28 protein-coding genes are annotated in these 26,227 nt (G+C 65.6%); 19 read left to right on the forward strand and 9 right to left on the reverse strand.

The features are described from left to right. Window positions 1–6 precede the first annotated feature (6 nt). The 3 genes from ACZ60G_RS23865 (at window position 7) to ACZ60G_RS23875 (ending at window position 2,148) form a co-directional block, all read left to right on the forward strand. Window positions 7–357, forward strand: a complete 351-nt coding sequence (locus ACZ60G_RS23865; RefSeq protein WP_040686879.1) for a hypothetical protein — start codon at window positions 7–9, stop codon at window positions 355–357. 148 nt (window positions 358–505) lie between these two features. Then, window positions 506–853, forward strand: a complete 348-nt coding sequence (locus ACZ60G_RS23870; RefSeq protein WP_465812365.1) for a YbaB/EbfC family nucleoid-associated protein — start codon at window positions 506–508, stop codon at window positions 851–853. Between the two features lie 26 nt (window positions 854–879). Then, window positions 880–2,148, forward strand: a complete 1,269-nt coding sequence (locus ACZ60G_RS23875; RefSeq protein WP_465812367.1) for a primosomal protein — start codon at window positions 880–882, stop codon at window positions 2,146–2,148. 3 nt (window positions 2,149–2,151) lie between these two features. On the opposite strand, the gene ACZ60G_RS23880 is transcribed toward ACZ60G_RS23875, so the two are convergent. Both ACZ60G_RS23880 and ACZ60G_RS23885 read right to left on the reverse strand, forming a co-directional pair. Next, window positions 2,152–3,249, reverse strand: coding sequence for an adenosine deaminase (locus ACZ60G_RS23880; protein WP_387293930.1), 1,098 nt, complete (start codon window positions 3,247–3,249; stop codon window positions 2,152–2,154). A gap of 504 nt (window positions 3,250–3,753) precedes the next feature. Next, entirely contained in the window at window positions 3,754–5,040 is a 1,287-nt protein-coding gene (locus ACZ60G_RS23885) for a thymidine phosphorylase (protein ID WP_465812369.1), read from the reverse strand. Between the two features lie 95 nt (window positions 5,041–5,135). On the opposite strand from ACZ60G_RS23885, the gene ACZ60G_RS23890 reads away from it, so the two are divergent. Further along, entirely contained in the window at window positions 5,136–5,375 is a 240-nt protein-coding gene (locus ACZ60G_RS23890; protein ID WP_465812371.1) for a hypothetical protein, read from the forward strand. 11 nt (window positions 5,376–5,386) lie between these two features. Further along, window positions 5,387–5,656 (forward strand): hypothetical protein, encoded by a 270-nt coding sequence (locus ACZ60G_RS23895; protein WP_465812373.1) that lies wholly within the window; start codon window positions 5,387–5,389, stop codon window positions 5,654–5,656. 285 nt (window positions 5,657–5,941) lie between these two features. Here the strand turns inward: ACZ60G_RS23895 and ACZ60G_RS23900 are convergent, their stop codons facing one another. Then, window positions 5,942–6,337, reverse strand: a complete 396-nt coding sequence (locus ACZ60G_RS23900) for a cytidine deaminase (RefSeq protein ID WP_465812375.1) — start codon at window positions 6,335–6,337, stop codon at window positions 5,942–5,944. 193 nt (window positions 6,338–6,530) lie between these two features. Here ACZ60G_RS23900 and ACZ60G_RS23905 point away from each other — a divergent pair, with 193 nt between their 5' ends. From ACZ60G_RS23905 to ACZ60G_RS23935, 7 genes are all read left to right on the forward strand, one after another. Further along, the gene (locus tag ACZ60G_RS23905; protein WP_465812377.1) at window positions 6,531–7,034 is read left to right on the forward strand and encodes a RipA family octameric membrane protein; all 504 of its coding nucleotides are present in this window, start codon (window positions 6,531–6,533) and stop codon (window positions 7,032–7,034) included. 7 nt (window positions 7,035–7,041) lie between these two features. Next, window positions 7,042–8,472 carry a hypothetical protein gene (locus ACZ60G_RS23910; protein WP_465812378.1) on the forward strand — a complete coding sequence of 477 codons (1,431 nt, stop codon included), beginning with the start codon at window positions 7,042–7,044 and terminating at the stop codon, window positions 8,470–8,472. A 521-nt stretch (window positions 8,473–8,993) separates the two neighbouring features. Continuing rightward, window positions 8,994–9,392, forward strand: a complete 399-nt coding sequence (sdhC, locus tag ACZ60G_RS23915) for a succinate dehydrogenase, cytochrome b556 subunit (RefSeq protein ID WP_387293924.1) — start codon at window positions 8,994–8,996, stop codon at window positions 9,390–9,392. An 84-nt stretch (window positions 9,393–9,476) separates the two neighbouring features. Next, window positions 9,477–9,908 (forward strand): succinate dehydrogenase hydrophobic membrane anchor subunit, encoded by a 432-nt coding sequence (locus tag ACZ60G_RS23920; protein ID WP_465812380.1) that lies wholly within the window; start codon window positions 9,477–9,479, stop codon window positions 9,906–9,908. 30 nt (window positions 9,909–9,938) lie between these two features. Beyond that, window positions 9,939–11,690 (forward strand): succinate dehydrogenase flavoprotein subunit, encoded by a 1,752-nt coding sequence (gene sdhA, locus ACZ60G_RS23925; protein WP_063038888.1) that lies wholly within the window; start codon window positions 9,939–9,941, stop codon window positions 11,688–11,690. Further along, entirely contained in the window at window positions 11,690–12,460 is a 771-nt protein-coding gene (locus tag ACZ60G_RS23930) for a succinate dehydrogenase iron-sulfur subunit (protein ID WP_364346493.1), read from the forward strand. Before sdhA ends, ACZ60G_RS23930 begins: the two co-directional genes overlap by 1 nt. A gap of 195 nt (window positions 12,461–12,655) precedes the next feature. Next, a complete protein-coding gene (locus tag ACZ60G_RS23935; RefSeq protein WP_465812382.1) occupies window positions 12,656–12,988 on the forward strand; it encodes a GNAT family N-acetyltransferase in 333 nt (110 codons plus the stop codon). A 5-nt stretch (window positions 12,989–12,993) separates the two neighbouring features. Here the strand turns inward: ACZ60G_RS23935 and ACZ60G_RS23940 are convergent, their stop codons facing one another. After that, complete coding sequence (locus ACZ60G_RS23940) at window positions 12,994–13,677, reverse strand: JAB domain-containing protein (RefSeq protein WP_465812384.1); 684 nt, start codon at window positions 13,675–13,677, stop codon at window positions 12,994–12,996. Between the two features lie 223 nt (window positions 13,678–13,900). Here ACZ60G_RS23940 and ACZ60G_RS23945 point away from each other — a divergent pair, with 223 nt between their 5' ends. Further along, window positions 13,901–15,331, forward strand: coding sequence for an alpha/beta hydrolase (locus tag ACZ60G_RS23945; RefSeq protein ID WP_465812386.1), 1,431 nt, complete (start codon window positions 13,901–13,903; stop codon window positions 15,329–15,331). A gap of 6 nt (window positions 15,332–15,337) precedes the next feature. Here ACZ60G_RS23945 and ACZ60G_RS23950 read toward each other — a convergent pair whose 3' ends face one another. Further along, complete coding sequence (locus ACZ60G_RS23950) at window positions 15,338–15,541, reverse strand: type II toxin-antitoxin system VapB family antitoxin (protein WP_063038892.1); 204 nt, start codon at window positions 15,539–15,541, stop codon at window positions 15,338–15,340. Between the two features lie 118 nt (window positions 15,542–15,659). On the opposite strand from ACZ60G_RS23950, the gene ACZ60G_RS23955 reads away from it, so the two are divergent. The 3 genes from ACZ60G_RS23955 (at window position 15,660) to ACZ60G_RS23965 (ending at window position 18,044) form a co-directional block, all read left to right on the forward strand. After that, the gene (locus tag ACZ60G_RS23955) at window positions 15,660–16,220 is read left to right on the forward strand and encodes a DUF4396 domain-containing protein (protein ID WP_465812388.1); all 561 of its coding nucleotides are present in this window, start codon (window positions 15,660–15,662) and stop codon (window positions 16,218–16,220) included. A gap of 127 nt (window positions 16,221–16,347) precedes the next feature. Further along, window positions 16,348–17,241 (forward strand): phenylalanine 4-monooxygenase, encoded by an 894-nt coding sequence (locus ACZ60G_RS23960; RefSeq protein ID WP_465812390.1) that lies wholly within the window; start codon window positions 16,348–16,350, stop codon window positions 17,239–17,241. A 131-nt stretch (window positions 17,242–17,372) separates the two neighbouring features. Further along, window positions 17,373–18,044: an ester cyclase gene (locus tag ACZ60G_RS23965; RefSeq protein WP_465812392.1), complete on the forward strand. Its 672-nt coding sequence runs from the start codon at window positions 17,373–17,375 to the stop codon at window positions 18,042–18,044. A 22-nt stretch (window positions 18,045–18,066) separates the two neighbouring features. Here ACZ60G_RS23965 and ACZ60G_RS23970 read toward each other — a convergent pair whose 3' ends face one another. Both ACZ60G_RS23970 and ACZ60G_RS23975 read right to left on the reverse strand, forming a co-directional pair. Continuing rightward, window positions 18,067–18,672, reverse strand: coding sequence for an acyl-CoA-like ligand-binding transcription factor (locus tag ACZ60G_RS23970; RefSeq protein WP_465812394.1), 606 nt, complete (start codon window positions 18,670–18,672; stop codon window positions 18,067–18,069). Continuing rightward, window positions 18,662–20,206, reverse strand: a complete 1,545-nt coding sequence (locus ACZ60G_RS23975) for an MFS transporter (protein WP_465812396.1) — start codon at window positions 20,204–20,206, stop codon at window positions 18,662–18,664. Before ACZ60G_RS23975 ends, ACZ60G_RS23970 begins: the two co-directional genes overlap by 11 nt. A 127-nt stretch (window positions 20,207–20,333) precedes the next feature. On the opposite strand from ACZ60G_RS23975, the gene ACZ60G_RS23980 reads away from it, so the two are divergent. From ACZ60G_RS23980 to ACZ60G_RS23990, 3 genes are all read left to right on the forward strand, one after another. Further along, window positions 20,334–21,626, forward strand: coding sequence for a D-alanyl-D-alanine carboxypeptidase family protein (locus ACZ60G_RS23980; RefSeq protein WP_465812398.1), 1,293 nt, complete (start codon window positions 20,334–20,336; stop codon window positions 21,624–21,626). A 40-nt stretch (window positions 21,627–21,666) separates the two neighbouring features. Next, window positions 21,667–22,479 (forward strand): RDD family protein, encoded by an 813-nt coding sequence (locus ACZ60G_RS23985; RefSeq protein ID WP_465812400.1) that lies wholly within the window; start codon window positions 21,667–21,669, stop codon window positions 22,477–22,479. 734 nt (window positions 22,480–23,213) lie between these two features. Further along, window positions 23,214–23,927, forward strand: coding sequence for a hypothetical protein (locus ACZ60G_RS23990; RefSeq protein WP_465812402.1), 714 nt, complete (start codon window positions 23,214–23,216; stop codon window positions 23,925–23,927). A 243-nt stretch (window positions 23,928–24,170) separates the two neighbouring features. Here ACZ60G_RS23990 and ACZ60G_RS23995 read toward each other — a convergent pair whose 3' ends face one another. Both ACZ60G_RS23995 and ACZ60G_RS24000 read right to left on the reverse strand, forming a co-directional pair. Next, a complete protein-coding gene (locus ACZ60G_RS23995) occupies window positions 24,171–24,881 on the reverse strand; it encodes an ESX secretion-associated protein EspG (RefSeq protein WP_465812404.1) in 711 nt (236 codons plus the stop codon). After that, the gene (locus ACZ60G_RS24000) at window positions 24,878–26,227 is read right to left on the reverse strand and encodes a hypothetical protein (RefSeq protein ID WP_465812406.1); all 1,350 of its coding nucleotides are present in this window, start codon (window positions 26,225–26,227) and stop codon (window positions 24,878–24,880) included. The genes ACZ60G_RS23995 and ACZ60G_RS24000 overlap by 4 nt, the downstream gene beginning before the upstream one ends.

Raw genomic sequence — 26,227 nt, forward strand, 5'->3', positions numbered from 1 at the left:
CGAATAATGTCCCAGCCCCAGACCCCACCGATACCCAATGTCACGGTGGCGTCGAGCACCAACCGATCGGGCACCATCTCGGTCCGGGCCACCGACCAGGGCATGCCGATCGAGATCAAGTTCGAACGCAGCGAATACCGTTACGGCGCACAGACTCTGGCCGACGAGATCCTGCGACTGACCAAGCGCTCCACCGTTGCCGCCCGAGCCCGCCGCCGCGAGCTGCTCGCCGAGGCGGGTATGCCCGCCGACATCCTGGACAAGCTCGGCCTGCCGACGCGCCAGGCCGCGGTGGACGAACTGGACCGGATCGATGACGCGGACACGGGACCGACGAGCTGGATGAGGCCGGTTTGAGCGAGCGAACAATGAGCACAGCTGCCACAGCAGTCATGCCGGAGCCGAGCGGCAGCGAGGCGCAGGCCATGAGCGAGCGAAGCGAACGAATCATGAACACAGGCGCTCCAGCGCTCATGCCGGAGCCGAGCGCCAGCGAGGCGCAGGCATGAGCGCTGAGATGGACGCGTTGGTCGCCAACGCGACGGCGAAACTGGAAGCGCTCGAGGCCGCGCTGTACGGCCTCAAGCAGGTGCACGGCCGGTTCCGGACCGAGGACGGCACAGTCAGCGTCGAGGTGAACAGCGACGGTGCCCTGGTCGCGCTGAGCCTGTCGGAGTCGGTCACCTCACTGCCGCCCGCCGAGGTCGGCCAGCTGATCATATGGGCCTGTCGCCAGGCCGCCGAGGACGCCGGTACGCAGCGATCGAAGGTCGTTGCGACACTGAACGAGTCATTCGTGGTAGCGCCGGAGGGTGCCCCGGGAAGCGTTGGGGGCGGGCCGGATAGTCACTGACTCGGAAGGTCGATAGGCTTCCGCACATGGCTTCTGGAGACATCGTCCCGATCGAGCTCGGCCTGACCGACGGCGATCTCGTCACCCTGTGGGCACCGCGCTGGCGCGACGGTGATGACGAGTGGGAGGCGTTCCTCGGACATGAGGACTCGCTGTACGGTTTCGAGACCGTTGCGGAGCTGGCCGCGTTCATCCGGACCAACTCCGATAACGATCTCGTGGACCATCCGGCGTGGAAGGTCGTGGCCGGGCTGTCGGCGGTCGAACTGGAGCCGGAGGAGAACTTCACCTTCGATCTGGTCGGGGTGCCGGAGCTGGTCGCGAGCGATCCCGATGTCGACACTATCGCCGAGCTCGACGACACGCTCAGCATGGTGCGCAACATCGGTGAGGTGTGCGAGCTGGAGACGGTGACCAAGTTCTTCGGCTCCCATCCGGTGGTCGGCGCGCTGGCCAGCGGCGTGAGCGCCTTCGTCGGGCGCGACGGCGAGGAGCTGTGGGATCAGATCGGCGCCGCCATCGCCAAGGGCTGGGACGATGTCCTCGACGCCATCGACTCCGTGGTGCAGACCCCCGAGGTCGATGCCGAGGCGGTCGCGGTCGCGGAGGCCGAGCTGCTCGCCGCGGAGGAGAACGTCGTCGACGCCGATGACGCGGCCGACAGCGAGGAGGACGAGGAGTTCGAATCCGTCGACCTCGATGCGGACGACGAGGAAGAAGACGAAGAGGAGGAGGAGGAAGACGAGTCGTTCTGGCACGAGGTCGGCATCGACCCGGTCAAGATCGTCACCTCCGACGGCACCTACTTCACGCTGCGCTGCTACCTCGACGACGAGCCGATCTTCCTCGGCAAGGACGGCTCGATCACCGTATTCGGCTCCGAGCGCGCGCTGGCCCGCTACCTGGCCGATGACCACGAGCACGAACTGGCGCGGGTGAGCACCTACACCGATGTGCAGACCGCCGCCGTCGACGGTTCGCTCGAGGTCGAGGTGACCGACGAGAACGTCTACGTGCTGCCCGGTCTCGCCGACGATCTGGGTGAGGGCCCGGAGGCGGTCGATATCGAACAGCTCGATCTGGCGGTCGAATTGTTCACCGACGCAGCCGATTACGCCGATGACGACACGGTGGAGCAGGCGCTGGCGCAGTCCAACCCGCTCGGCTGGTACGTCTCCTACCTGCTGAACCCGGACCCGACCCGTCTGGCCCCGAACCCGCCGTTCACCGCGGAGGCCCAGAGCTGGCGGGACCTGGAGCGCAACTTCGAGTCCAGGCTCACGCAGGAGAAGTAGGGGCTAGCCGAGCAGGACGGCGTAACCCGGCTTGATGATGTCGTCGATGATGCGCAGCCGCTCGGGGAACGGGATGAACGCGGACTTCATCGCATTGATGGTGAAGCGTTCGAGGTCGCTCCAGCCGTAGCCGAAGGTGTCGACCAGCTTGAGCATTTCCTGGCTCATGCTGGTGTCGCTCATCAGGCGGTTGTCGGTGTTGACGGTGACGCGGAAGCGCAGCCGCGCCAGCAGGTCGAACGGATGCTTGTCGAGTGAGGGGACCGCGCCGGTCTGCACATTCGACGAGGGACAGAGTTCGAGCGGAATTCGCGTATCCCGCACGTAGTTCGCGACCAGTCCGAGTTGCGCGTCCTCGATCGCGCCGGGAACGGTGATGTCGTCGGTGATCCGCACACCGTGGCCGAGCCGATCGCAGCCGCAGAACGCCAGCGCCTCGTGGATGGACGGCAGCCCGAACGCCTCACCCGCGTGAATGGTGAAATGCGCGCTATTGGCTCGCATGTACTCGAAGGCGTCCAGGTGACGGCTGGGCGGAAAGCCCGCTTCCGCGCCCGCGATATCGAAACCGCCTACGCCACGGTCGCGCCACCGCACCGCTAGTTCGGCGATCTCGCGTGAACGCGCCGCATGCCGCATGGCGGTGAGCAGGCAGATCACCACGATCGGGCGACCGGCCTCGGCCGCGGCCGCCGCACCCTCGCGGAATCCGGCGAGGGTGTGTTCGACCACCTCGTCCAGGGTCAAGCCGCGCTCGAGATGCTGTTCGGGAGCGAAGCGCACTTCGGCATAGACCACGCCGTCGGCGGCGAGGTCTTCCGCACATTCCCGAGCCACGCGACGCAGGCCCTCGGGGGTCTGCATTACCGCGACGGTGTGCGCGAAGGTTTCCAGATAGAGCTCGAGCGAGCCGCTGTCGGCCGCATCGCGGAACCACGCCGCCAGTTCGGTCTCATTGTCGGCGGGTAGGTCGTCGTAACCGCAATCGGCGGCGAGCTCCAAAACCGTCGCGGGACGCAGACCACCGTCGAGATGATCGTGCAGCAGCGCCTTGGGAGCTTGGCGGATCGAGGCAAGGGTCAAAGGCATCGGTCCTGTCATGACCACACGTTAGCCGCACGGACCCGTTCATGCGGCTGTGATTGCGCTCTCCGCCACCCCCACCCGAGACATAACCCGCAATGTCCCTGCTCGAGCCCACCTCGAGTACCGGAAAGCCCCTTTAACCAGCCAAGAATTAACGTAGCGGTCGGTTTTCTGCCTGCTTGCCGCAAACCTTTTGCCGCCAACTCGGTGCGCTCGACTCGCATTCGGACTCGAACGTATCGCAGTCGTCCGATGAGTGGACGGCACACACCGACGCACAGAATTGGCGCGCCACGCATGCGGGTTGCCGGTCGATCGGCCCGCGACGAGCGAGCTCATGCGGGCAGGGTGAATTCGTTTGCGGGCAATACGAGTCCTTGCGTGGCAGCGCGAGTTCATGCGGAGCAGGTGAGGTCGCGCGGCCAGGCGAGCTTGTGCAGGCCGGGTGGATTTATGCGCACCATCCGAATTCACCCGCTAGAAAATCGTGTGTCAGGCGAAATCGGGTGCGGTGTGGGGTCAGGGGGTGATGCGGTCCAGGGTCAAGGGGGCTTGCGGTGGGGGCGCGGTTCCGATGGTGAACGAGTTTTCGAGGGCGGCAAGGGCGCCGGGGAAGGCCTCCGGTGTGTCGGTGTGCAGGGTGAGCAGGGGCTCGCCTGTAATTACGGAATCGCCTGGTTTGGCGTGCATTTCGATGCCCGCGCCGAATTGGACGGGGTCGCCCTGGCGGGCTCGCCCCGCGCCGAGTCGCCAGGTGGCGATGCCGACGGCCATCGCATCGAGGTGGGTGAGCACACCGTCTCGCTCGGCCCGCACGGTCTCGGTGTGCCGCGCGCGCGGCAGGGGCGCGTCCGGATCGCCGCCTTGGGCCTGAACCATCGCGCGCCAATGGTCCATTGCGCGACCGTCGGCGAGGACGTCGGCCGGGTCGATATCGAGTCCGGCCTGGGCGACCATCTCGCGGGCGAGGGTGAGCGTCAACTCGACGATGTCGGCGGGGCCACCGCCCGCGAGCACCTCCACGGATTCGGCGACCTCGAGCGCATTGCCCGCGGTGCCTCCGAGCGGAGTGTCCATCGCGGTCAGCAATGCCACCGTCCGCACCCCGGCATCAGTGCCGAGTTCGACCATGGCTGTTGCCAATTCACGCGCGCCGTCCAGAGTTTTCAGGAAGGCTCCGGAGCCGACCTTCACATCGAGTACGAGCGCGGCGGTGCCTTCGGCGATCTTCTTGCTCATGATCGAGCTGGCGATCAGCGGTATGGATTCGACGGTCCCGGTGACATCGCGCAACGCGTACAGCCGCTTATCGGCGGGGGCGAGATCGGCGCCCGCCGCGCACACCACCGCGCCGATGCCGGGATCGGACAGGATCTCCCGCATCCGCGCCACCGGCACATCGGCCCGCCATCCCGGGATCGCCTCCAGCTTGTCCAGCGTCCCGCCGGTATGCCCCAACCCGCGCCCGGAAAGCTGCGGCACGGCGGCCCCGCACGCCGCGACCAACGGTGCCAGCGGCAACGTGATCTTGTCCCCCACCCCGCCGGTCGAATGCTTGTCCACCGTCGGCCGAGGCAGATCGGTGAAGTCCATCCGACGGCCCGACGCGATCATGGCATTCGTCCACCGCGCGGTCTCCCGACGCGTCATCCCCCGCCACACGATGGCCATCGCCAACGCCGCCATCTGCTCGTCGGCCACCGCCCCCTTGGTGAATCCATCTACCACCCAATCGATCTGAGCATCCGACAGCTCCCCGCCGTCCCGCTTGGCCGTAATGATCGAAACCGCGTCCACTGCCGTCACACCGGCAAGTCTGGCACGGGACACGCTCGGCCCCTGGAACTTGTCGGTACCCTCCGATAGCCTCTGCGCATTATCGAGTCGACGCTGGGGGAGCAATGACGCACGCACACCTGGACCGCTGCGTGACGGATGTGGAGGTCCGCATCCGCGAGGCCGAAGAGGGCTTCGGCGAGTCCCAGCTGAAGCTCACGCGACGAGTCACCGCAATCGAAATCGTCCAAAAACGAAGCTTCTGCCGCATCCTCGAACACCTCGGCGTCCCCACCGACGAAATCTCGCAGATCACGGTGACAACCCAAGCCGAGATCGACGCCGTCCTCCACGAAGATTGCTGACGGCGACCACCATGACATCCGCACACATCGATCGACGCATCACGAAGCCCGAAGCACGAGTCACCGATATCGAGGAAGGCTACGGCGAATCCCAGCTCGGACTCACGCGACGAGTCACGGGACTCGAGATCTGGGCCATACGTGTCACCACACACGCAAACGGCGTGGGGCAGAACGTGAAGCTCATCGCCGAACACCTCGGGATCAGTCCGGTCGACACACCAGCGATCAGCATGCCGACCGACGACGAGGTCGATGCCGTCCTCGACGAAGACTGCTGAGGGCCGACATGACATCTGCCCATGTGGATCGCCGGGTGACGAAGCTCGAAGCGCGAGTAGACGAGATCGAAACCAGCCACAGCGACGCGCTCTACAGTCTCTCCAGAGACGTTCGGGGGTTGAAGATCTTCGCGCGCCAACTCGCCGTGCAGACGAGCACGGTCGGAGCGGGCATCGCACTGATGATGGAGCGAATGGGGCTACCGCCGATTCAGCTCACCGATGTCGAGATGCCGACGGAAGCCGAAATCGACGCATCGTACGAAGAGGATTGCCGAGAGCGACCTAAGTCTGCCCGGCATCCAGATCGTCGGGTCCGAAGGCGTCGGGGAGCAGGGTTCGAAGCGGCACGGGTCCGGTCTTGTGGTCCACCAGAAGATCGGCCCCGCCATGTTCGTAGAGCAGCTGTCGGCACCGCCCACAGGGCATCAGGATTTCGCCCCGGGAATCGGTGACCGAGAGCGCGAGCAACCGGCCACCACCGCCCGCGAACAGGTTCCCGATCAGTACGCATTCGGCGCACAGGCCTAATCCATAGGAAACGTTTTCCACATTGCACCCGACAACCACTCGGCCGTCGACCAGCCCGGCCGCCCCGACCGGGAATCGAGAATACGGCGCGTACGCCCGCCGCATGACCTCATATGCGCTGGTTCGTAATAGTTTCCAGTCGATATCCACGTGTTCGCTACCTTCCGTGGTCGAGGGTCGGTTTCGGTATGGCGGGCGGCTCGGCTGGTCGAATTCTCCCGTCCCGGCCCGTTGTCGCCCGGCGCGCCCCACGCCTGACCGCGAGCCTGACCAGATCCCGATGCGCGGCAACCGATTTCGGATATCATCGAATTCCCTTCGGCCCCTTCGGAAGGCGGAATCGGTGTCCGGTCCGGTCAGCGACGGCCTGTGGAATTCGCACGTCACGCCAGAAAGCTATGCGGGCCGGTACCAGGACGCGGTGCTCGAACAGTACAAGCTGTATGTCGAGATGGCCGACCGGATCAGCGCCCGCCGCAGCCTGACCAATAGCTTCTTCCTGACCCTCAACACCAGCGCCTTCACGATCATCGGCGTAATGCTGCAACTCCATCCGGGCCGCGCGGTGTGGACGCTGGTGTGCCCGACGGTGGCGCTGGTCGTGCAGTGCGGAGCCTGGTACTACCTGCTGCGTTCTTACCGTCAGCTCAATGCGGCCAAATATCAGGTCGTCGGCGCACTGGAGGAGCGATTGCCCGCGTCACCGTATTGGCGTGCGGAGTGGACCGCACTCGGTCAGGGCCGAAACCGGCGTCTCTACCGGCCGCTCACCCACCTCGAGCAGTGGGTGCCGGTGATATTCGCGCTCACCTACGTGATCACCTATGTCGTTGCCGTCCTGAAGTGATGTCGGCATGACCGCGGAGGATCTTCGACAACGTGTGCGCGCGACGGAATCGAAGGCACTGTGGTCCGGGCTCGGCAACACCGCACTTGCGCTGCCGTGGGCCGCGGCGATCATCGGATTGATCTTCTTCGCACCGGAACCGCTGCACCGCGGTATTCCCGATGTGTCCCTGTCGCAGTGGCATCAGCTCGTGCTGTTTCCAGCGGTCATCTGCGGATTCGGGTTGTGGGAGCGCGGCTACGAAGGGGCGCGCAACTGGCATGCCTGGTACAGCGCACATCAGGTGCGCCGCAAGGTCGACCGCCATCCCGACCGCGCCGCACTGTTGGTGCCGCCACTGGAGGCGCATCTGAAGGAACTGCGAGCGATACGGGGCCACCATCAGGTGGCGTTCCGGCGGGTGCGGTGGGTCGTGATTCCGCTCGGCCTGATCATTGCGGTGCTGCTGTTCGGCGTGCAGACCGAGGACCCCGATGGCACGCTGCGCGATGCTCCGGCCGCCGTGGTGCCGCTGGTCGCGGCACTCGCGGCCATATCGGTGGTCATCATCGCGTTCGCATTACCACGCTGGCGACGCTGGTACGCGGCCTATACCGCCGAAAAGTGGTCGAACAGCCCGGCATACGCCGCGGCGCTCAGTCACCTCGGTCCCGACCCCCGCTACGTTCGCGCGTCCGAGATTCCTCCACTGCGAGTGCAGTTCGTGCAACCGAAGCCGGTGGATTACCGATTGACCGTGGTGTCGTCGGCACGCAACGTATTCAAATCACCGCCGCTGGAGATCGCCTATCTGCGTCTGTTCGAGAACCAGGCCAGAGTCCGCAATTTCCTGCACGGCGCGTGGCGTGAATTCGGCTATGTCTACATTCTGCGCAGCTCGGGTTCGGTCAGCCCGGCGGAGGTCGCCCGTGCGCGGGCCGACGACGCGATACGCACCATGTTCGCCGCATCGCCGCGCACCTTCCGTACCGCGCTCGCCGGATTCGGATCCGAGCCGCTGCCGCCGGGTAAGCACCGGCTGACCGGGATCACCAATATGCCCGAACGCGTGCACGATCCGGCCGGTAGCTACCCCGTCCGCGCACTGCTATGTCACGGCAGTTTCTGGAAGAGCGCGGTCGACCTGCTGTTGGCCAGAGTCGACCTGGTGGCGGTCGATCTGTCGGGATATGTCCCGGCCAACACCGGAACACAGTTCGAACTGCAGCGGGTGATCGACCGCTTTCCGATCAATCGGGCGGTGCTGCTCTGCGATGCGGGCAGCGACCGCGCTTTCATCGAGGCTCAGGTGCGCTATCACTGGTCGCAGATGGCTACGGGTTCACCCAACGCCGGTGCCGCCGAACGCACGATCCTGGTCGCCGTCACGGGTGCGGGGCGTCCTGCGGACCGCGAACTCATGACGCGGTTGCTGGAACGACGCCGATGGACGTCATAGCGAAATCCAGCTGTCGCCGACCGGAATCTGCGATAGTTTTCTGTTACCGATGAGTAGGTTATCGCCCGTCGAATGAGACATTTTCCACATTGCCGACGCTCACAATTCGCCCCGTCGAACTGAGAGCCCCGGCGCCGACCGGAAACCGCGAGCTCGACACATAGGCAATGTGTATAGATTGAATTGCCTTGTCGCGCAAGATTTTTCAGTCGCATTCCGTTATCGGCAGCCCCTTCGGGGCCTAGCCGCACATGCCCGCGCAGGGGTCACGGCGCAACCCTTTACGCATCAAGAAAGGTAAACCTAACTCGCTCGACTGTAGCGCAACGCACGGCCTACCGAATTAGTTCCGCGATTGCGAGGGGATTAGAGTCCAGAACAGATCGGTTCAGGTTCCCGGCGGCGGGCCCCGCGCGAGCTATTTGGAGCAGCAAAGCGCAGCCACCTGGGCATTTACATCCACGTCGCCTGCCTCGGACTTGCAACCGGGTCCATCAACGACGTTGGAGGCACCGCACTCTATGACCACGATAGAAGCTCCGGCACAGCCGAAGCGGAAGACGCTGTACCGAGGCGACCCCGGAATGTGGTCGTGGGCGCTGCACCGGATCACCGGTGTCACCATCTTCTTCTTCCTCTTCGTGCACGTCTTGGACACCGCACTCGTTCGGGTCAGCCCCGATACCTACAACCACGCCATCGAGACCTACAAGAACCCCATCGTCGCGCTGATGGAGATGGGCCTTGTCGTCTGCGTGCTGTTCCACGCGCTCAACGGCGTACGCGTGATCCTGGTCGACTTCTGGGGCAAGGGCCCGAAGTACCAGAAGACGATGCTCTGGGTGATTCTCGCCATCTGGTTCCTGCTGGTGGTTCCGGCCGTCGGCCGCCAGTTCTTCTACCTGTTCACGGAGCACTGATCCCATGAGTGAGCGAAGCGAACGAATGATGAACACAGCCGCCAGTGCGGTCATACCGGAGCCGAGCGTCAGCGAGGCGCAGGCATGAGCGCACCCGTTCTCGGTAAGTCATACGACCGGCCCGCGAGCCTGGACCTGCCCCGCTCGCCGCGTGCCCGCTCCAACAACAATTTCGAGAAGTACGCGTGGCTGTTCATGCGCTTCTCCGGCCTGCTGCTGATCGTGCTGGTCCTCGGCCACATGACGATCATGCTGCTGCTCGACGGCGGCGTGAAGCGCCTGAACTTCGCCTTCGTGGCCGGCCGCTGGTCCAGCCCGTTCTGGCAGTTCTGGGATCTGAGCATGCTCTGGCTGGCCCAGCTGCACGGCGGCAACGGCCTGCGCACGGTGATCGCGGACTACTCGCGCAAGGACTCGACCCGGTTCTGGCTGAACAGCCTGCTGGCCATTTCGATGATTCTGATCGTGGGCGTCGGCACCTACGTCATCTTCACCTTCGACCCCAACATCAGTTAGGAACAGGCGAACTCGATGAGTGAATCCCGGATTCAGGAGCACCGCTACGACGTCGTCATCGTCGGTGCCGGTGGCGCCGGTATGCGCGCGGCGATCGAGGCCGGTCCCCGGGCCCGCACCGCCGTTCTGACGAAGCTCTACCCGACCCGCAGCCACACCGGTGCTGCACAGGGTGGCATGTGCGCCGCGCTGGCCAATGTCGAAGAAGACAACTGGGAATGGCACACCTTCGACACCGTCAAGGGTGGTGACTACCTGGTCGACCAGGACGCCGCGGAGATCATGGCCAAGGAGGCCATCGACGCGGTGATGGACCTGGAGAAGATGGGTCTGCCGTTCAACCGCACGCCCGAGGGCAAGATCGACCAGCGGCGCTTCGGTGGTCACACCCGCGATCACGGCAAGGCCCCGGTCCGCCGCGCGTGCTACGCCGCCGACCGCACCGGCCACATGATCCTGCAGACGCTGTACCAGAACTGCGTCAAGCACGACGTGGAGTTCTTCAACGAGTTCTATGTGCTCGACCTGGTTATGTCCGAGTCCGAGCGCGGTCCGGTCGCGACCGGTGTGGTCGCCTACGAGCTGGCCACCGGCGAGCTGCATGTCTTCCACGCGAAGTCGATCATCTTCGCCACCGGCGGTTCCGGCCGGATGTACAAGACCACCTCGAACGCGCACACGCTGACCGGTGACGGTATGGCGATCGTGTTCCGCAAGGGTCTGCCGCTGGAGGATATGGAATTCCACCAGTTCCACCCGACAGGCCTGGCCGGCCTGGGCATTCTGATCTCGGAGGCAGTCCGCGGTGAGGGCGGCATCCTGCGCAACGCCAGCGGTGAGCGCTTCATGGAGCGCTACGCCCCTACCATCAAGGACCTCGCGCCGCGCGACATCGTCGCCCGTTCGATGGTGCTCGAGGTGCTCGAGGGCCGCGGCGCCGGACCGAACAAGGACTACGTCTACATCGACGTGACCCACCTCGGCGAGGACGTACTCGAGGAAAAGCTGCCCGACATCACCGAATTCGCGCGCACCTACCTGGGTGTTGACCCGGTGAAGGAACTGGTGCCGGTCATGCCGACCTGTCACTACGTGATGGGTGGCATCCCGACCCGGATCCGCGGCGAGGTGCTGCGCAACAACACCGATGTGGTGCCCGGCCTGTACGCCGCCGGTGAGTGCGCGTGCGTCTCGGTGCACGGCTCCAACCGCCTCGGCACCAACTCGCTGCTCGACATCAATGTCTTCGGCCGCCGCTCCGGCATCGCCGCCGCGGAGTATGCCCAGCGCACCGAGTTCGTCGAGATGCCGGAGAACCCGGCGCAGATGGTGCAGGACTGGCTGGCCATGCTGCTGTCGGATCACGGCAACGAGCGCGTCGCGGATATCCGCACCGAACTGCAGTACACGATGGATATGAACGCCGCGGTGTTCCGCACCGAGGACACCCTCAAGCAGGCGCTCACCGATATCCACGCGCTCAAGGACCGCTACACCCGAATCACGGTGCAGGACAAGGGCAAGCGCTACAACAGTGACCTGCTCGAGGCCGTCGAGCTGGGCTTCCTGCTCGAGCTGGCCGAGGTCACCGTGGTGGGCGCGCTCAACCGCAAGGAATCGCGCGGCGGCCACGCCCGCGAGGACTACCCGGACCGCGACGACGTCAACTTCATGCGGCACACGATGGCCTACAAGGAGGGCGCGGAGCTCATCTCCGATATCCGCCTCGACTTCAAGCCGGTGGTGCAGACCCGCTACGAGCCGATGGAGCGTAAGTACTGATGACTGCCGTACTCGAAACACCCCCGCAGAAGGCCGCACCGGTTCCCGAGGGCTCGGTCATGGTCGACGTCAAGGTCGCCCGGTTCAACCCGGAGGACGACAAGGGCGCGCACTGGGAGACCTTCCAGGTGCCGGTCCTGCCGACCGACCGCTTCCTGAACGTGCTCATCTACATCAAGTCCTACCTGGACGGCACGCTCACCTTCCGGCGCTCCTGCGCGCACGGTGTCTGCGGTTCGGACGCCATGCGGATCAACGGCGTGAACCGGCTGGCCTGCAAGGTGCTGATGAAGGACATGCTGCCCAAGAGCGGCAAGTCCCTCACCATCACCGTCGAGCCGATCCGCGGCCTGCCCGTGGAGAAGGACCTCGTGGTCAATATGGAGCCGTTCTTCGACGCGTTCCGTGCCGTGAAGCCCTACCTGATCACCTCGGGTAACGAGCCCACCCGCGAGCGCATCCAGAGCCAGGCCGACCGTGCCCGGTTCGACGACACCACCAAGTGCATCCTGTGCGCCTGCTGCACCACCTCCTGCCCCGTGTACTGGAGCGACGGCAGCTACTTCGGCCCGGCCGCGATCGTGAACGCACACCGCTTCATCTTCGACAGCCGCGACGAAGGCGCCCGCGAACGCCTCGACATCCTCAACGACGTCGAAGGTGTCTGGCGCTGCCGCACCACCTTCAACTGCACCGATGCCTGCCCCCGCGGCATCGAGGTGACCAAGGCCATCCAGGAAGTCAAGCGCGCACTGCTGTTCGCCCGCTGACTCCTGGACCAACCTCACCGGCACGAAAAACGAAGGCCGCCTACATCTTCGGATGCAGGCGGCCTTCGCCATTCGTGCGCTCATCAGCCGTGCCCACCAAAGACCGTTCGCTCATATCGAACACATCTGCATCCAGTCACCAGCTGCCTTTGTCGTCTGCGCAATAAACGGCGGTACGGATGCGTTCCAGGGGGCATGAGTGAACCGAAAGTAGAGGTAGTCGGCGTTCCCGCGCGCAATGCGTACGAGATCCGACTCGATGGCACGACCGTCGGCGAGGAGCGGTATTTCGATGACGGTGCGCACCGTGTGTTCTATGCGACCGAGGTCGATCCGGCGTTCGGCGGCCGGGGATTGGGCAGCGTTCTGATCCACGACGCGCTCGCGGACACGGTGGCGAGCGGCCGCCGGATCGTGCCGGTATGCCCGTTCGTGGTGCGGTGGGTCACCAGGCACGACGACTTCGCGGCGAGTGTCGACGAGCCGACACCCGCACTGCTGCAACGCATTCCGGCGCTGCCCCGCTGACCGCATCACGCACCGGACCGGTGCAGCGGTGCGGCGCTGGCCCACCCGTCCCCCGCGATCACCACGTGGTCCAGGAAGCGCAGGCCGACGGTGCGGGCGGATTCGATGAGCAGCGTGGTCGCGCGACGGTCGTCGAAGCTGGGGGTCGGGTCGCCGGAGGGGTGATTGTGCACGACCGCGAAGGCGCGGCCGTCGTGGCGCAGCACGGTATTCAGGATTTCACGGACCGGGACGGCGACCTGATCGATCGCCCCCTCGGCGACGAATACCTTGTGCCGCAAGCGATTCTGCGCATCGCACACCAGCACCAGCAGCCGTTCGACGCGGGCGCCCGCGAACAGCGGCAGCGCCACCCCGACGACATCGGCGGCGCCGTCCAGGCGCGGTGCGGTCTCCGGACTGTTGCGCGCCCTCGTGCCGAGGTGGAAGGCGGCGATGATGGCCGCTGCCTTGGCCTCTCCCACACCCACGCGCCGCGATAATTCCTCCGGCCGTGCGGCCGCCAGCCCTGCGATGCCGCCGTGCTCGGCGATCAGTTCGGCGGCCATATCCAATGCGCTTTCACCGCGGCGACCTTGGCGCAGCAGCACGGCGAGCAATTCGCTGTCGCTGAGCGCGTGCGGGCCGAGCGTGAGCAGCCGTTCGCGTGGACGTTGGCCGGATGGCAGTTTGGCGATGGGTACCGACATCAATCCCCCTCGAATGCGATGCGATCTCCGCATCATGCCAGCACCCACCGACAGGCCGGATGCGATGGCGACCATGGTCTGCGCACCGCGACCGGGTCGGGCAGACTGAGTGCGCGGGTCCAACCATGGGGGAGGAATGTTCAACTGGCGCAGGCGGAGCGCGCGGCACATCGGACTCGCCGCAGTCTTTCTCGCGGCCGCCTGCAGTGCGCAGGCTCAGCCCTTGCGGAGCCCGCACCTCGACAACACCCCGGGCATCGGCAAGTACTACCACCAAACGCTGGTATGGGGTCCGTGCGACGGTTTCGAGAACGGCGCGAACCGCACCGGACTCGAATGCGCCCGCGTCACTGTTCCCATCGATTACGCCGAGCCCGATGGCAAAACCGCCCGCCTCGCGATCTCACGGTTGCGTGCACGCGGACGGAAGGTCGCCTCGATCCTCACCAACCCGGGCGGACCCGGCGGTATCGGCCTGACGCTGCCCGCCGACCTCGCGCAGACACCGCTGGCGCAACGCTTCGATGTGATCGGCATCGATCTGCGCGGACTCGGTGCCTCGACGCCGAAACTCGTTTGCAGCACGCCCGAGGAGCTGGCGGCCGAACGTGCCGGTCTGCCAGGGGAATACCTGCCCTTCTGGATGTCGCAGGCCGAACACGACAGCATGGATCTGGCCGCGAAATGCGTACAGCGCACCGGATTAGCGTTGCTGTCACATGTCGGAACTTCCGAGTCAGCCGCCGACCTCGACATCGTCCGAGCGGCACTCGGCGAGGAGAAGCTGACCTACTTCGGCGTTTCCTATGGCACGCGACTCGGCTCGACCTATGCCGAGATGTTCCCGGATCGGGTGCGTGCCATGGTCCTGGACGGCGCGGCCGATCCGGCCACCAATATCGCCGATCCGGTGATCGTCTATGCCGGTATGCAACGGGCTTTCGACGCGTATGCCGCCGACTGCGTCAAAGCGCCGGACTGTCCGATCGGCACCGATCCGGCCAAGGCATCCGAGCGCATGGCGGCATTGCTGCGCCCGCTGGCCGACCGCCCCGCCACCACGAACGACGGTCGCGGCCTCGGCTATTCGGACGCCACGACCGGGGTGATCTCGACCATGTACACCTCGAAAGCCTGGCCGGCGCTGACCCGCGGCCTCACCGAACTGACCAGGGGCCACGGCGATATCCTGCTCACCCTGGCCGACCGCTATCTCGCGCCCGAGTCGGTGGACACCGGTTACAAGACCGCCGTGAGCTGCCTCGACGACCGGCGGATCACCGATCGAGCGAGCGCGCTCGAACTGGACCGGCGGGTCCGCGCAGCTGCCCCGGCGTTCGACACCGGCCGCGCGGCCGATTGGGTTCCGTTCGACGCCTGTACCTTCTGGCCCGTTCCACCGACCGGCCGCCCGCATACCCCGACGGTGGCCGGCCTGCCGAAGTTGGTGGTCGTCTCCTCCACCGGCGATCCGGTCACGCCGTACCAGGGCGCGACGAATCTCGCCCGCGCGCTGGGCGCCACGTTGGTCACTTATGAAGGCATCCAACATGGTTCGTTCCTGGACGGCGTCGAATGCGTCGACGAACCGGTCCTGAAGTACCTGATCGAGCTGACCCCGCCCCAGGAAGGGCTGCGCTGCCCGACGCGGTGAACCCGATCAGCCGTCGGCAACCGCGATCTCGGGTCCGGGCAGGGGGGACAGCACACCGGCAGCCAATCGCTGCAATTGGTGAAGTTGCCGCTCGTGCACAACGATTCGGCGCAGCGCCTCGTTGATGGTGGCGCTGCTCGTCGACGTGCCCATGATGGCGGCCGCGGCGGCGAGCAGTTTCTGGTCGAGATCGATCCGCACGGATTTCATGCGCCCTCCTTCGTACATTCGCCATATTGCTTTATCCGGTCCGCTCATGTCTGGCAAATCGGGCACAACGTCGGAATTCGCATTTGACTAATTACCCTACGGGGGTATAGTTCCCCGCATGGAGCACGAGCACGGAACGCCCGTCGAACACCACGAACATGCCGGGCATACAACACATTCCGCGCATGCGGCAGCCGCCGGGCATACTCAGCACGCAAACACCGAGCATCACGCTCCGGCGTCCTGGCGGATGGCCGCCCAGGCCACCCTGCACTGCCTCACCGGCTGCGCGATCGGCGAAATCCTCGGCATGGTGATCGGCACGGCACTCGGCTGGAACAACACCGCGACCATGGTGCTGGCAATCGTGCTTGCCTTCTTCTTCGGCTACGCGCTGACCATGCGCGGCGTACTGAAGGCGGGTCTGCCGCTGGCCGCCGCCATCACGACCGCGCTGGCCGCCGATACGGTCTCGATCACGGTCATGGAAATCGTCGACAATGCCGTCATCCTCGCCGTGCCCGGCGCCATGGACGCACACCTGGATACGGTCATGTTCTGGGCATCACTCGCCTTCTCCCTGGTGGTGGCCTTCATCCTCACCACGCCGATCAACAAATGGATGATCGGCCGCGGCAAGGGCCATGCGGTGGTGCACGAATTGCACGGTCACCACTGATCAGCTCGCCGCCGCAGGAGCCGGTCCGCTGCCGGTAATAACGCGAAAAAGCCCGCCCAGCTATACAGTTTGATCAGCTGGGCGGGCTTTTGTTGTCGCAAAGACCCCGCGGTGCTTGCATCGACGTATGTTCACCGAAGCTCAGCTGTACTCGCCGGTGACCAGATCCGGCGATGGCGATGTCATGGTGCACTTGAGCGACGAGCACCCCGGCGTGCATGATCCCGATTACCGCGCCCGCCGCAATGCGATCGCCGCGCTGGCGCTGGATTACGCACCGGGTAAACCCCTGCCACAGATCGACTACACCGATGAGGAACAACAGGTGTGGCGCATCGTGTCGGCCGAACTCGCACGCAAACACCAGAAGTACGCCGCCACCGAGGTGCTCGCGGCCGCGGCCCGGCTCGATTTGCCGAGCGATCACATTCCGCAGCTAGACGAGGTCTCCGCGGCACTGGTCCCGCTGACCGGATTCCGCTATGTGCCTGCCGCCGGTCTGGTACCGCTGCGCGAGTTCTTCGGTTCCTTCGCCGACCGCACCTTCCACTCCACCCAGTACCTCCGGCACCATTCGGCCCCGCTATACACCCCGGAACCCGATGCCATCCACGAGATCATTGGGCACGCCAATCAGATAGCCAGCCCGCGCTTCGCCGCCATCTACGAGGCGGTCGGCGCGGCCGTTGCCCGGCTGACCACCGAGACGGCGCTGAAGTTCCTCGCCGATGTCTTCTGGTTCTCCATGGAGTTCGGCGTGGTCCGGGAGAACGGCGAAATCCGTTGCTATGGAGCCGGATTGCTGTCCTCCTACGGCGAGATCGAGGAGTTCCAGCACGCCGAGTTGCGACCGCTGGACGTGGCGACGATGGGCACCGCCGTCTACGACATCACGCACTACCAACCGATTCTGTATTGCGCACAGTCGATTTCGGAGATCGAGGATGTGATCGGCGGCTTCTTCGCCAGCATGGACGACGATTCGCCGGACCGTGTACTGCACACGGCTGGTAGAATGTGACACATCATCGTTTAAAACTCGAAAGTTGCTGGGAGACATAGCGTTCGGCAAATTCAGACCTGCCGCGACAACCGACCGACCGACTGTTAGCCTGCCTCGCGTCCGATCTCTTCGAAGGGGCGCGAGCCGAGATGACAGCTGATACAACAGATTCCACAACCGAGACGCCGCTGTGGCTACAGGGCCGGGACGCGGTGGTCGCCGCGACGCCGGCCGAGGACTGGCGCAACGGCGCGCCCGATTACCACCTGACCAGGCAAACCGTGCCGCGCGAGCGCACCACCGACCACGCGGCGGGCTCGCTCGAGGCCGTCGTCGAGGACCTGGTGCGGGTCTTCGAAATGGAGGTCTCGCACAAGAAGGATCCGGCGACCTGGGTTTCGCTGGTGGCCGAGCACTACCGGGGGCGAGTCAACGGCGGGCCGTGGCAGGACGCCGAGGAATTCGCCAGGATCGGCAGTTACAACATCCTGATCGGCGATAACCCGTACTACGAGGTCGAGCAGGAGACCTTCGAGTCCTCCCACGAGACCTTCCACACCGCCTTCCCGAACGGCTTCTTCTGGGAGGTGCTCGAGGTGCTGGCCGGACCGCCCGCGGTCACCTTCCGCTGGCGGCACTGGGGCCGCTACGACGGCGAATACAAGGGCAACCAGCCCACCGGCGCATTGATCGAGATGTTCGGCGTGACGATCGCCAGGGTCAGCGACGACCTGCGCATTCTCGAACTCGAGCACTTCTACGACAACAACAAATTGCTCGGCCCATTGGCACACGGGTGCCCGGTTACCAAGTCCGGCTAGGATTTTCGGCCGCTCGGCAGCACTACTGCTTGCCGAGCGGTAACCCCGCCTCCAGGAAATCCAGTGCGCGACTGAGGTTCTCGGCATTCAGCGGGTTGAACCTCGCGATGCCGAGCGCGACTCCCGCGATGGCACCTGCGGTCACGCGTATCTCGAAATCGTCCGCATCCCGGCCCATCTGGTCGGCGAGCAGGCCCGCCATCAGGTCGATGCCGCGTTGCAGTTCCAATCCGATGGCCGCGCGCAGCTCGGGCACGTGATACAGCAGCGCCTGACGTTCCTGTTCGAACGCCAGCTCGGCTGCGGGCAGATTCGCGAACACCCCCGCGACCGCATTGCGGAACGCCGTCATCGGCGGGATGTCGTGCGGCTGGGCCCGTATCGCATCGATCATCAGTGGATCGAGATCGTCGGCGAGCACCAGCTGTTCCTTGGTCGGGAAATAGCGGAAGAAGGTGCTGGGTGATACCTCGGCCGCCGCGGCGATCTGCTCGATGGTGGTCTCGGTATAGCCCTGCTCACGGAACAGCCGGAACGCTTCTTCGCGAATCGTCCGGCGGGTCCGTTCCTTCTTCCGCTCGCGCAGGCTCTGCGCGGCCGTCCCGTCCGCGGGCAGCTCAACCGACATGTGTCGATTCTGGCCCATCGACCGGCACCAGCGCGTCCGGTATCGCATCCTCGTGTTGCGGTGCGGCCGTGGACCGCCCCGGCAGCACCCGCAGTGCGAGCGGCACCGCCACCGCACAGAGAGCCGCACACACCCACAGCATCGCGCTCATCCCACCGACGAACGCGGACTGCACCTGCTCCAGCATGGCCGCATTGCCGGTCGACTTCGCAACTGCCACACCGGCATTCACGCTGTCGCGAATCGGATCGACATTCAACGCGCCGAGATCGCCGCGGTACACGGTAGCCAGGACTGTGCCGAGCACCGCCACCGCGATGGTGCCCGCCGCCTGACGCAGCGCCTGCACCAGTGCCGAGCCGACGCCCGCACGAGCCACCTCGAGATTGTCCAACGCGACCGCCATGCCGGCCGGCAGCCCGAGGCCCATGCCCGCGCCGGTCAACCCCACCCATACGGCCACGAACCAGTACGAGGTCTCCACTTCGGTCAGCCCGCCCAAGCCCATGCCGACCGCAAGCACCGTCAGGCCGAGTCCCACCATCAGCGCCGGTCCCAGTTTCGGCTGCAACCGATCGCCCAGCCGCGATCCGATCAGCAGTCCGCCGATCAACGGCAGCAGGCGCACGCCGCTGCCGAGCGCATCCGCGCCGAGGACCGCCTGGAAGTACTGCGGCACCGTGAAGAACAGGCCGAACAAGCCGAACGTGATGATCACGGTGAACGCCGCGCCCCAGCGGAAGCCGGGGCTGCCGAACAGGCCCAGATCGACCAGCGGGAAACTCGCGCGCCGCTGCCACGCGATGAATACCGCGACAGCCGCGACGCCACCGAGCAGCGCACCCCAACCGAGCCCATCGCCCCAACCCTTGTCACCGAGCCGGATGAATCCATAAGTGACGCCGACCATGCCGAGAATCGACAGCGCGACGCCCGGCAGATCCATCGGCCGCAGATCCGGGTTCCGCGACTCCGGCACCAGGACCGCGATGGCCAGCACGCCGAGCACCACCATCGGGACATTGATCAGGAATACCGAACCCCACCAGAAGTTATCGATCAGCCAGCCGCCGAGGATCGGACCGAGCGGCAGGCCGAGTGCGGTCGAGGTGATCCAGATGTTCATAGCCTTGGCCCGCTGCGCCGAATCCGGGAACAGCACCGGCAGCACCGCCATCGACAGCGGGATCATCACCGCCGCCGCGATGCCGAGTACCACGCGGGCCGCGATGAGTTGACCGGCGGTGGTGGCGAAGGCGCAGGCCAGCGAGGCCGCTCCGAACAGCACCAGCGCGCCGAGCAGCAGCTTTTTGCGGCCGTAGCGGTCGCCGAGCGCGCCCGCGGGCAGCATCACGGCCGCGAGCGCCAGTGTGTACGCGGTGCTGAACCACTGCAGCGCGCCGGTGTTCGCGTTCAAGTCGACGGCGAGCGTGGGCAGCGCGACGGTCAGCACGGTCATATCCAGGCCGATGGTCAGCATTGCCAAGGCCAGCGCCCCCAGCGCCAACCAGCGGCGAGTCGAGTCTGTCTGCATAACCCCTCCAGAAAATGATAGTTACAACTATTTGATAGTAGCTTTCATTTGGTAGCTCCTGTCAATACCTGGCGCATTCGTGTCTGATGACGGCCCGCCGCGCGACCGGTCAGTAGGCTCGCAGCCGATGAGCACCCGGGACCTTCGCCTCCTCGTCGCACTCTGCCTCGGTTCTGCACTGGCCATAACGGCCGTGACCTGGGGCCCTGCCGCGACCGTTTCGCACGCGACGCCGACGACCACCACGACGACGCCGTTCAGCACCCCGAATACCGACAGCTGCCCGCAGAAGACGAAGCCGCCCAACCCGATCGACGAATCCGAGGTCCCCGAACCCGGACAGCCGTTGCCGACCCCGCTGGCCGTGCCGATTCCGCCGGTCGGCGGCTCACGCCTGGGTGAATGCGGTGTCGTCATCCCGCGCGGCGCACCGCCGGTGCCGCAGGAGATTTCCGCCACGGCCTGGCAGATTTCGGACCTCGATACCGGCGAGGTGCTCGCCGCCAAGGACCCGCACGGGCGCTACCGGCCCGCCAGCACGATCAAGGTGCTGCTCGCGACCGTCGCGCTGCGCAGCCTCGACCTGAACAAGACCGTCACCGGAACCCAGGACGACGCGAATGCCGACGGCACCCGCGTCGGCATCGGTCCCGGCGGCCGCTACACCAACCGACAGCTCATGCAGGCGCTGATCATGGCGTCGGGCAACGATGCCGCACATGCCATCGCCACCCAGCTCGGCGGCGACGCCGCTACGGTGCGGAAGATGAACGATCTGGCAAAGTCGTTGTACGCCTTGGATACTCGCACCGCCAGCCCGTCCGGCCTGGACGGCCCCGGCATGAGCACCTCGGCCTACGACCTGTCGGTGCTGTTCCGCGAGGCCATGACAATTCCTTTGTTCGCCGAATTCATCCACACCGAGCAAATCGATTTTCCCGGCTACCCCAAGGACCCGAAAAACCCTGACGACAAAGACCATCCGGGTTTCCCCATCGCCAACGACAACCACCTGCTCTACGACTACGACGGTGCGCTCGGCGGCAAGACCGGCTACACCGACGACGCCAGGCAGACCTTCGTCGCCGCCGCCCAGCGCGACGGCCGCAGACTCGTCGTGACGCTGCTGAAAGCCGATGTGCTGCCGATACGTCCGTGGGAACAGGCCGCGCGCCTGCTCGACTACGGTTTCGCGCTGCCGAAGAACTCCACCGTCGGCAAGCTCCCGGAAACCGGGTCCGCATCCACGAAAGGCACTGCGGGACTTGCCTCCCCACCCCCGAAAGACACCGACCACGAAGCCCAGCCCACCGATGAATCCGACAACCACTCGGGCACCCGCACGCTATTGCTGATAGGCGGCGTCATCCTGGTGCTCGCACTTCTCCTCGGAGCCCGCCGCATGAGCCGCCGTCGATAGACCAGTTGCTTCGCGGCAGAGGTATGCCAAGATCGTCGATATGGGGATCGCCGGTCGAGGGGTACAGCGAGTCAACGACTTTCCGGAGGCCCCGCCACGCGCGCCGCAGTACCACAGCGACAAGAATGATCCCCGCTACCCTTCGCCGCGCGAACTGCGCGGCAATACGGCGGCGTTCTTCGATATCGCGCTACATGCCGGATTGGCGGGCGCGGTAGCGAACACCACCGTCTCGGGGCTGGGGTGGGTCGTCCTCGTCTTCTTGGTGACCTATGCGGCGTTGTCGTTCGTACACACGGTCATCGTGCAGCGCATCATCCACGCCACCATCGGCAAAGCGCTGCTCGGCTTGGTGGTCATCCGGGGAGAGGACGGCCGCTGGCCGACCTTCGGCAACCTGGTCCGCGGCTACTTCTGGCGCGGATTCGCCACCGCCTTCTGCTTCTTCGACGACAACGACCTACCGGACTACGACCTCCACGAACCCGCCCGAGTCACCGTGCAGCGCCGCGATGTGCGGGCATTGTCGCCCGAGATCCGGCGGGCTCCGGTCGAATCCTTTCCGATCGCCGCCCCCGACTCCGGCATTCCTTTGGTGCAGCCATACCCGCCTGCTACCTACCCAGCCCACGGCCCGACACCGACCATCCCGCCCGGCACCCACCAGCCGCACGGCTTACAGCAGCACCCGTATCCGCCAGGCGCCCAACAGTATCTGCCGAATCCCGCCGCCAACAGCTATCCGGCCCAACCCGCTCCCGGACCGGCGCCCGTGCCGAATTACATTCCGCCGCAGAACTACCGGCCGAACGACAACCAGCCGCCACACCACTTTCCGCACCACACACGCTGACACCGATCCAGGCACCCACCCGTCACCAAATTTCCAGTCAATCCTGGAGCACCGATAGCTGGACGGGTGATCACTATGCGCTGGTGGCGGCAATTGCGAGAGAACCCCGCCAACAACGCAGCGGGGGTGTTTGTGAGGACTGGCGATTTGCGGCACGAATCGGACCAGCGAGGGGCCGTTGCGGCCCGGCGGGCAGACTACGGCGTTGCCGGTCTCAGCGAGTTCAGCGGCGTGTTCGGCCCGTGTCTGCGCCAGGGCCGGGTGCTCGCCGATGGGTTCGGCGTAGTCGACGAAGCCCGCGACGGTCGCCGCGGCGATGCGCGCCGCCGATGGCAGATCGCGCAGCATGCGCTCCACCAGCCTCTGGTGTCTTAGTGGATTTCGTACTGCCCTAGCGTCGCAGCAGTTCTCGGCCACCCGGTGCGCCGCAGGTGATGGGTCTCGCCCGCCTTACCGATCAGTCAGGTGCCCGGATCCTGGGGCCGGATGCTCGGCGTGAAAGTATTCTTACTGCGATTCACGAGGGGGGGTGACGGCGATGGCAGGGTGGACTGTCGACTCGGCGGGATGGCGCTCGAGGTGGTGCGGCTCCGCGCCGAAATCCACTGCTTCCATGCGCTACTGCCGACGGCCGCTACTCCCATTGCCCCGAGAAGTTCACCCTGGCAACGGAATCCGGCCCCGGGGCGCAACTCCCTGTACTTCCAGGACCGCAATCAACGCGGATGGCTCGAGTGAGGCGACCTCGCCTGGCCGGGGACTGCTACCGCCCCAATAGTGGTGACGGCTTCGAGGCGAACCCACTACCCGCGACTCCGCTGGTGTATCAGCGGCCGTACACGCACGAGGACGACGTGACGATCCGGCTGCGTCGGTGTCAGGACGCTTTGCCGAATACCGATTCGCTCTGGCGGAAAAGGCCCCGGCGGCTACGCGTCGAACCACTCGAACTGGAAATTGCGCGACCTCTGCCCGACTTGTGTCCCGTGCACGGTCGTCCGGCGGTGTCGCGAAGCCGCGTGCGGGCCCGCTTCTACGACACGGATCTACATCCGCGGTTTCATCGCACAGCCAGAGAACGAGACCTCGGCAAGAACTTGTTCACCGGAGGCGTGGTGCCGGTCGCCCCTGTTTCGACGATCCTCGTCGGCGAGTGGCCCGTCTGTGACCGATGCGTCCGCACCGCCCGGCAATACCGCTGGGCCGCCCGCTCGCTGATGTGGCTGATGGCCGCCAATCTCGTCGCTGTGGTGATAGTCAGTGTGGCGGATGTCGATTCCCTGCTCATCCCGCTGGTGCTCGCACTGTTCCCGGGTTCGATTCCGCTGGGGCTGGTGGTGGTCATGCACCTGTTCGGCAAGAGTTCCCAGCGGGTGACGTACCGCCCCATCTATGACGAAAGGTTCGCATTCGTGCAAGCTCACCCCCGCTTCCGTGCGGCGATATAACAAGACCCGCGCTGTCGTCCTTCGCTCGACAAAGAGCCTGACACGCCATAACAATCGACCGTCTCAGCCCCGTCGGGGACGACCGCGTCCGACATCGTGTAGACCCGCAGTCGACCTTTCCGCCGCTTCGCTCGAGTCGTGGGCTCGAGCCAGGCCGTCCTGACATGCGTGGTGTTCCGCGCCGACTGGTCATCCAGCGATCTGGCAGTCGAACGGGCCGACTCTCGGTACCCGAGCGGCGGATCAGGGTATGGGTTGCGCCAGGCGGGTGATTTCGCGGCGGATTGTGGGCTGGTCGCAGGGGGTGATGTGGAATTCGTTGTATTGGTGGCGGTAGTGGTAGCGGCCGTCGCCGTCGATGTCGAACCAGTTCAGGTATTCGGGTGGGGCGGGATGGGAATCGCGTAGGCCGCGAAGGAATTCCACGGTTCCGGAACCGGAGCGCGGGGCGCGTAGCAGGCGGTAGATCCGGTCGGACGTTGTTTCTTTGAGGCCGGTCCAGGACTCGAGGTTGTCGACCAGGCGTTGGGCATCTTCGGCCACGGCCGGATGACGTCCGGGCGGCACGTCACCGAGCACTGCTGTGAATACGGCGGGCACGATCGCGGCGGTGCCGACCTCGAGCACTACATTGCCGCCGAAATCGGGGGTGGGGCCCGGCCGTTGCACCAGGGTGACGCCGATGTCGGCGTCGATCGCGCCGAATGCGCGGAGCGGGCGTCGCCGAGCTCCGGTGAGCGTCAATGCGATTCGCGGATCGGCTGCCACCCGCAAGGCAGCCGAGAGGTCCGGGTTGGCGTGCAGCGGCATGCGACGGTCCAATTCGCGGGTGAGCTGGTCGAATTCGTCCTCCCAGCGCACCGAGGCGATCAGGCGCAAGGGAAAGGGGTAGCGATCCGACCGCGTCTCGCGCCAGATGTGCATGAACTCATCGGGCGTGAACTCGAACTTCACCCGCGCTCACCGCTCGGGTGCGCCGAAGGCGCGTCGGCCCCGATCGCCGTGGGAACCGCGGGATCGTCCGGGCCGACCAGTTCTTCGTACTGGCCGATCAGGTAGTCGGGGACCTTGCGGTTCGACTCGTCCTCCCCCGATTTGCGTCCCGCGCCGGGCGACATGCCCGACATACCGTTGCGGCCACTGCTGGCCGTGCTGGCCTTGGCAGTGGAAACCGTTGCCGCGCTGGAGTTCCCGGTCGTCGGCACACCGGTGACACTGCGACCTGGACTCGGTGTGGTGCTGCTGCCGGGCCCGGATGTACCGCCCGATCCGGATGTACCGCCCGATCCGGATGCGCCGAATCCGCCTGGATGTCCCGAGGTCGTCTGGGTGGTGGTCGCCGCAGCGGGCGAGGTGGCGGTGGTGCTCGCGGCGGTCGTCGGGGACTGGGTCTGTTGTCCGGCAGTGGAATTCGAGTCGAGACCCGTGGGGTTCACCGTGCCCTGATCGGTCCCCGATCCATTCGACTCGCCGTTGTTACCGCCGGTGTTTCCGGTGCCGGATCCGGTGGTGCCGCCGCCATTGCCGCCCCCGCTGCCGCCGCCCGGCCCGGTAACGCCCTCGCTGCCCCCGCCGCCCGGCGATGTGACCGGTACGAATGTCGGGACTCCTGCCCCGGCGGGACCGTAGGATGGTTTGTAGTTGTTGTTCATGGTGTCGATCGCTGTGCGATGCAGCGCCTCGATGCCGCGCTGATAGGCGACCTCTTGGCTGTCACCGTCCCCGACCAGTCCCGCGCCGACCGCGGAAATAATGACCTGCGCGGGGTCCAGCGAGGTCGCCGAACCCCTGCTCCCCTGCGCCGCGGACGGTGGCGGCACCGTCATCTTCACCACTTCGGCGGCTGACGCCACGCCCTTTATCCGGTGCCCGCAGGCATTGATCACCTGCTCGACATCACTGGCCTGCCGATAGAACGTCTGCGCCGCAGCAAGAGCCGCATCGGCCATGGCACCCTCGATGCCCGAGGACAATGCCTTCTGAATCGCGAGATTCGCGCCGAACAGCCCACCGCTCAGCGCGGTGGCGATGCTGATCCAGGTATCGGCCTGGTGATGCATGATGCCCGGACTCATCTGCTGGGCGTTGGTGTAGATCTCCTCGTGGGTATGGCCCTCGAACTGCTCCATCCGAGTGATGTATGCCGGATCTTGGCCGTCTGCGGCAAGTTTCGTCCCGTACTGCTCCGCCCCCTGCTGCTGACTGCGCGCAAGCGTGCTCGGCTGGGTGGTGTCGGGCTTGCGGCTCGAATCGAATGCACCGAGCGCCGAGGGAACATCGTTGATGTCGAGGCCGGTCAT

The organism is Nocardia sp. NPDC102475, assembly GCF_055584605.1.

What these genes read in the sequence shown, in the direction of transcription:
- ACZ60G_RS23865 (WP_040686879.1), top strand. Translation starts at nt 7, where the DNA reads ATGTCCCAGCCCCAGACCCCACCGATACCCAATGTCACGGTGGCGTCG.
- ACZ60G_RS23870 (WP_465812365.1), top strand. Translation starts at nt 506, where the DNA reads ATGAGCGCTGAGATGGACGCGTTGGTCGCCAACGCGACGGCGAAACTG.
- ACZ60G_RS23875 (WP_465812367.1), top strand. Translation starts at nt 880, where the DNA reads ATGGCTTCTGGAGACATCGTCCCGATCGAGCTCGGCCTGACCGACGGC.
- ACZ60G_RS23880 (WP_387293930.1), bottom strand. Translation starts at nt 3,249, where the DNA reads ATGACAGGACCGATGCCTTTGACCCTTGCCTCGATCCGCCAAGCTCCC.
- ACZ60G_RS23890 (WP_465812371.1), top strand. Translation starts at nt 5,136, where the DNA reads ATGACGCACGCACACCTGGACCGCTGCGTGACGGATGTGGAGGTCCGC.
- ACZ60G_RS23895 (WP_465812373.1), top strand. Translation starts at nt 5,387, where the DNA reads ATGACATCCGCACACATCGATCGACGCATCACGAAGCCCGAAGCACGA.
- ACZ60G_RS23910 (WP_465812378.1), top strand. Translation starts at nt 7,042, where the DNA reads ATGACCGCGGAGGATCTTCGACAACGTGTGCGCGCGACGGAATCGAAG.
- sdhC (WP_387293924.1), top strand. Translation starts at nt 8,994, where the DNA reads ATGACCACGATAGAAGCTCCGGCACAGCCGAAGCGGAAGACGCTGTAC.
- ACZ60G_RS23920 (WP_465812380.1), top strand. Translation starts at nt 9,477, where the DNA reads ATGAGCGCACCCGTTCTCGGTAAGTCATACGACCGGCCCGCGAGCCTG.
- ACZ60G_RS23930 (WP_364346493.1), top strand. Translation starts at nt 11,690, where the DNA reads ATGACTGCCGTACTCGAAACACCCCCGCAGAAGGCCGCACCGGTTCCC.
- ACZ60G_RS23935 (WP_465812382.1), top strand. Translation starts at nt 12,656, where the DNA reads ATGAGTGAACCGAAAGTAGAGGTAGTCGGCGTTCCCGCGCGCAATGCG.
- ACZ60G_RS23940 (WP_465812384.1), bottom strand. Translation starts at nt 13,677, where the DNA reads ATGTCGGTACCCATCGCCAAACTGCCATCCGGCCAACGTCCACGCGAA.
- ACZ60G_RS23950 (WP_063038892.1), bottom strand. Translation starts at nt 15,541, where the DNA reads ATGAAATCCGTGCGGATCGATCTCGACCAGAAACTGCTCGCCGCCGCG.
- ACZ60G_RS23955 (WP_465812388.1), top strand. Translation starts at nt 15,660, where the DNA reads ATGGAGCACGAGCACGGAACGCCCGTCGAACACCACGAACATGCCGGG.
- ACZ60G_RS23960 (WP_465812390.1), top strand. Translation starts at nt 16,348, where the DNA reads ATGTTCACCGAAGCTCAGCTGTACTCGCCGGTGACCAGATCCGGCGAT.
- ACZ60G_RS23965 (WP_465812392.1), top strand. Translation starts at nt 17,373, where the DNA reads ATGACAGCTGATACAACAGATTCCACAACCGAGACGCCGCTGTGGCTA.
- ACZ60G_RS23970 (WP_465812394.1), bottom strand. Translation starts at nt 18,672, where the DNA reads ATGTCGGTTGAGCTGCCCGCGGACGGGACGGCCGCGCAGAGCCTGCGC.
- ACZ60G_RS23975 (WP_465812396.1), bottom strand. Translation starts at nt 20,206, where the DNA reads ATGCAGACAGACTCGACTCGCCGCTGGTTGGCGCTGGGGGCGCTGGCC.
- ACZ60G_RS23980 (WP_465812398.1), top strand. Translation starts at nt 20,334, where the DNA reads ATGAGCACCCGGGACCTTCGCCTCCTCGTCGCACTCTGCCTCGGTTCT.
- ACZ60G_RS23985 (WP_465812400.1), top strand. Translation starts at nt 21,667, where the DNA reads ATGGGGATCGCCGGTCGAGGGGTACAGCGAGTCAACGACTTTCCGGAG.
- ACZ60G_RS24000 (WP_465812406.1), bottom strand. Translation starts at nt 26,227, where the DNA reads ATGACCGGCCTCGACATCAACGATGTTCCCTCGGCGCTCGGTGCATTC.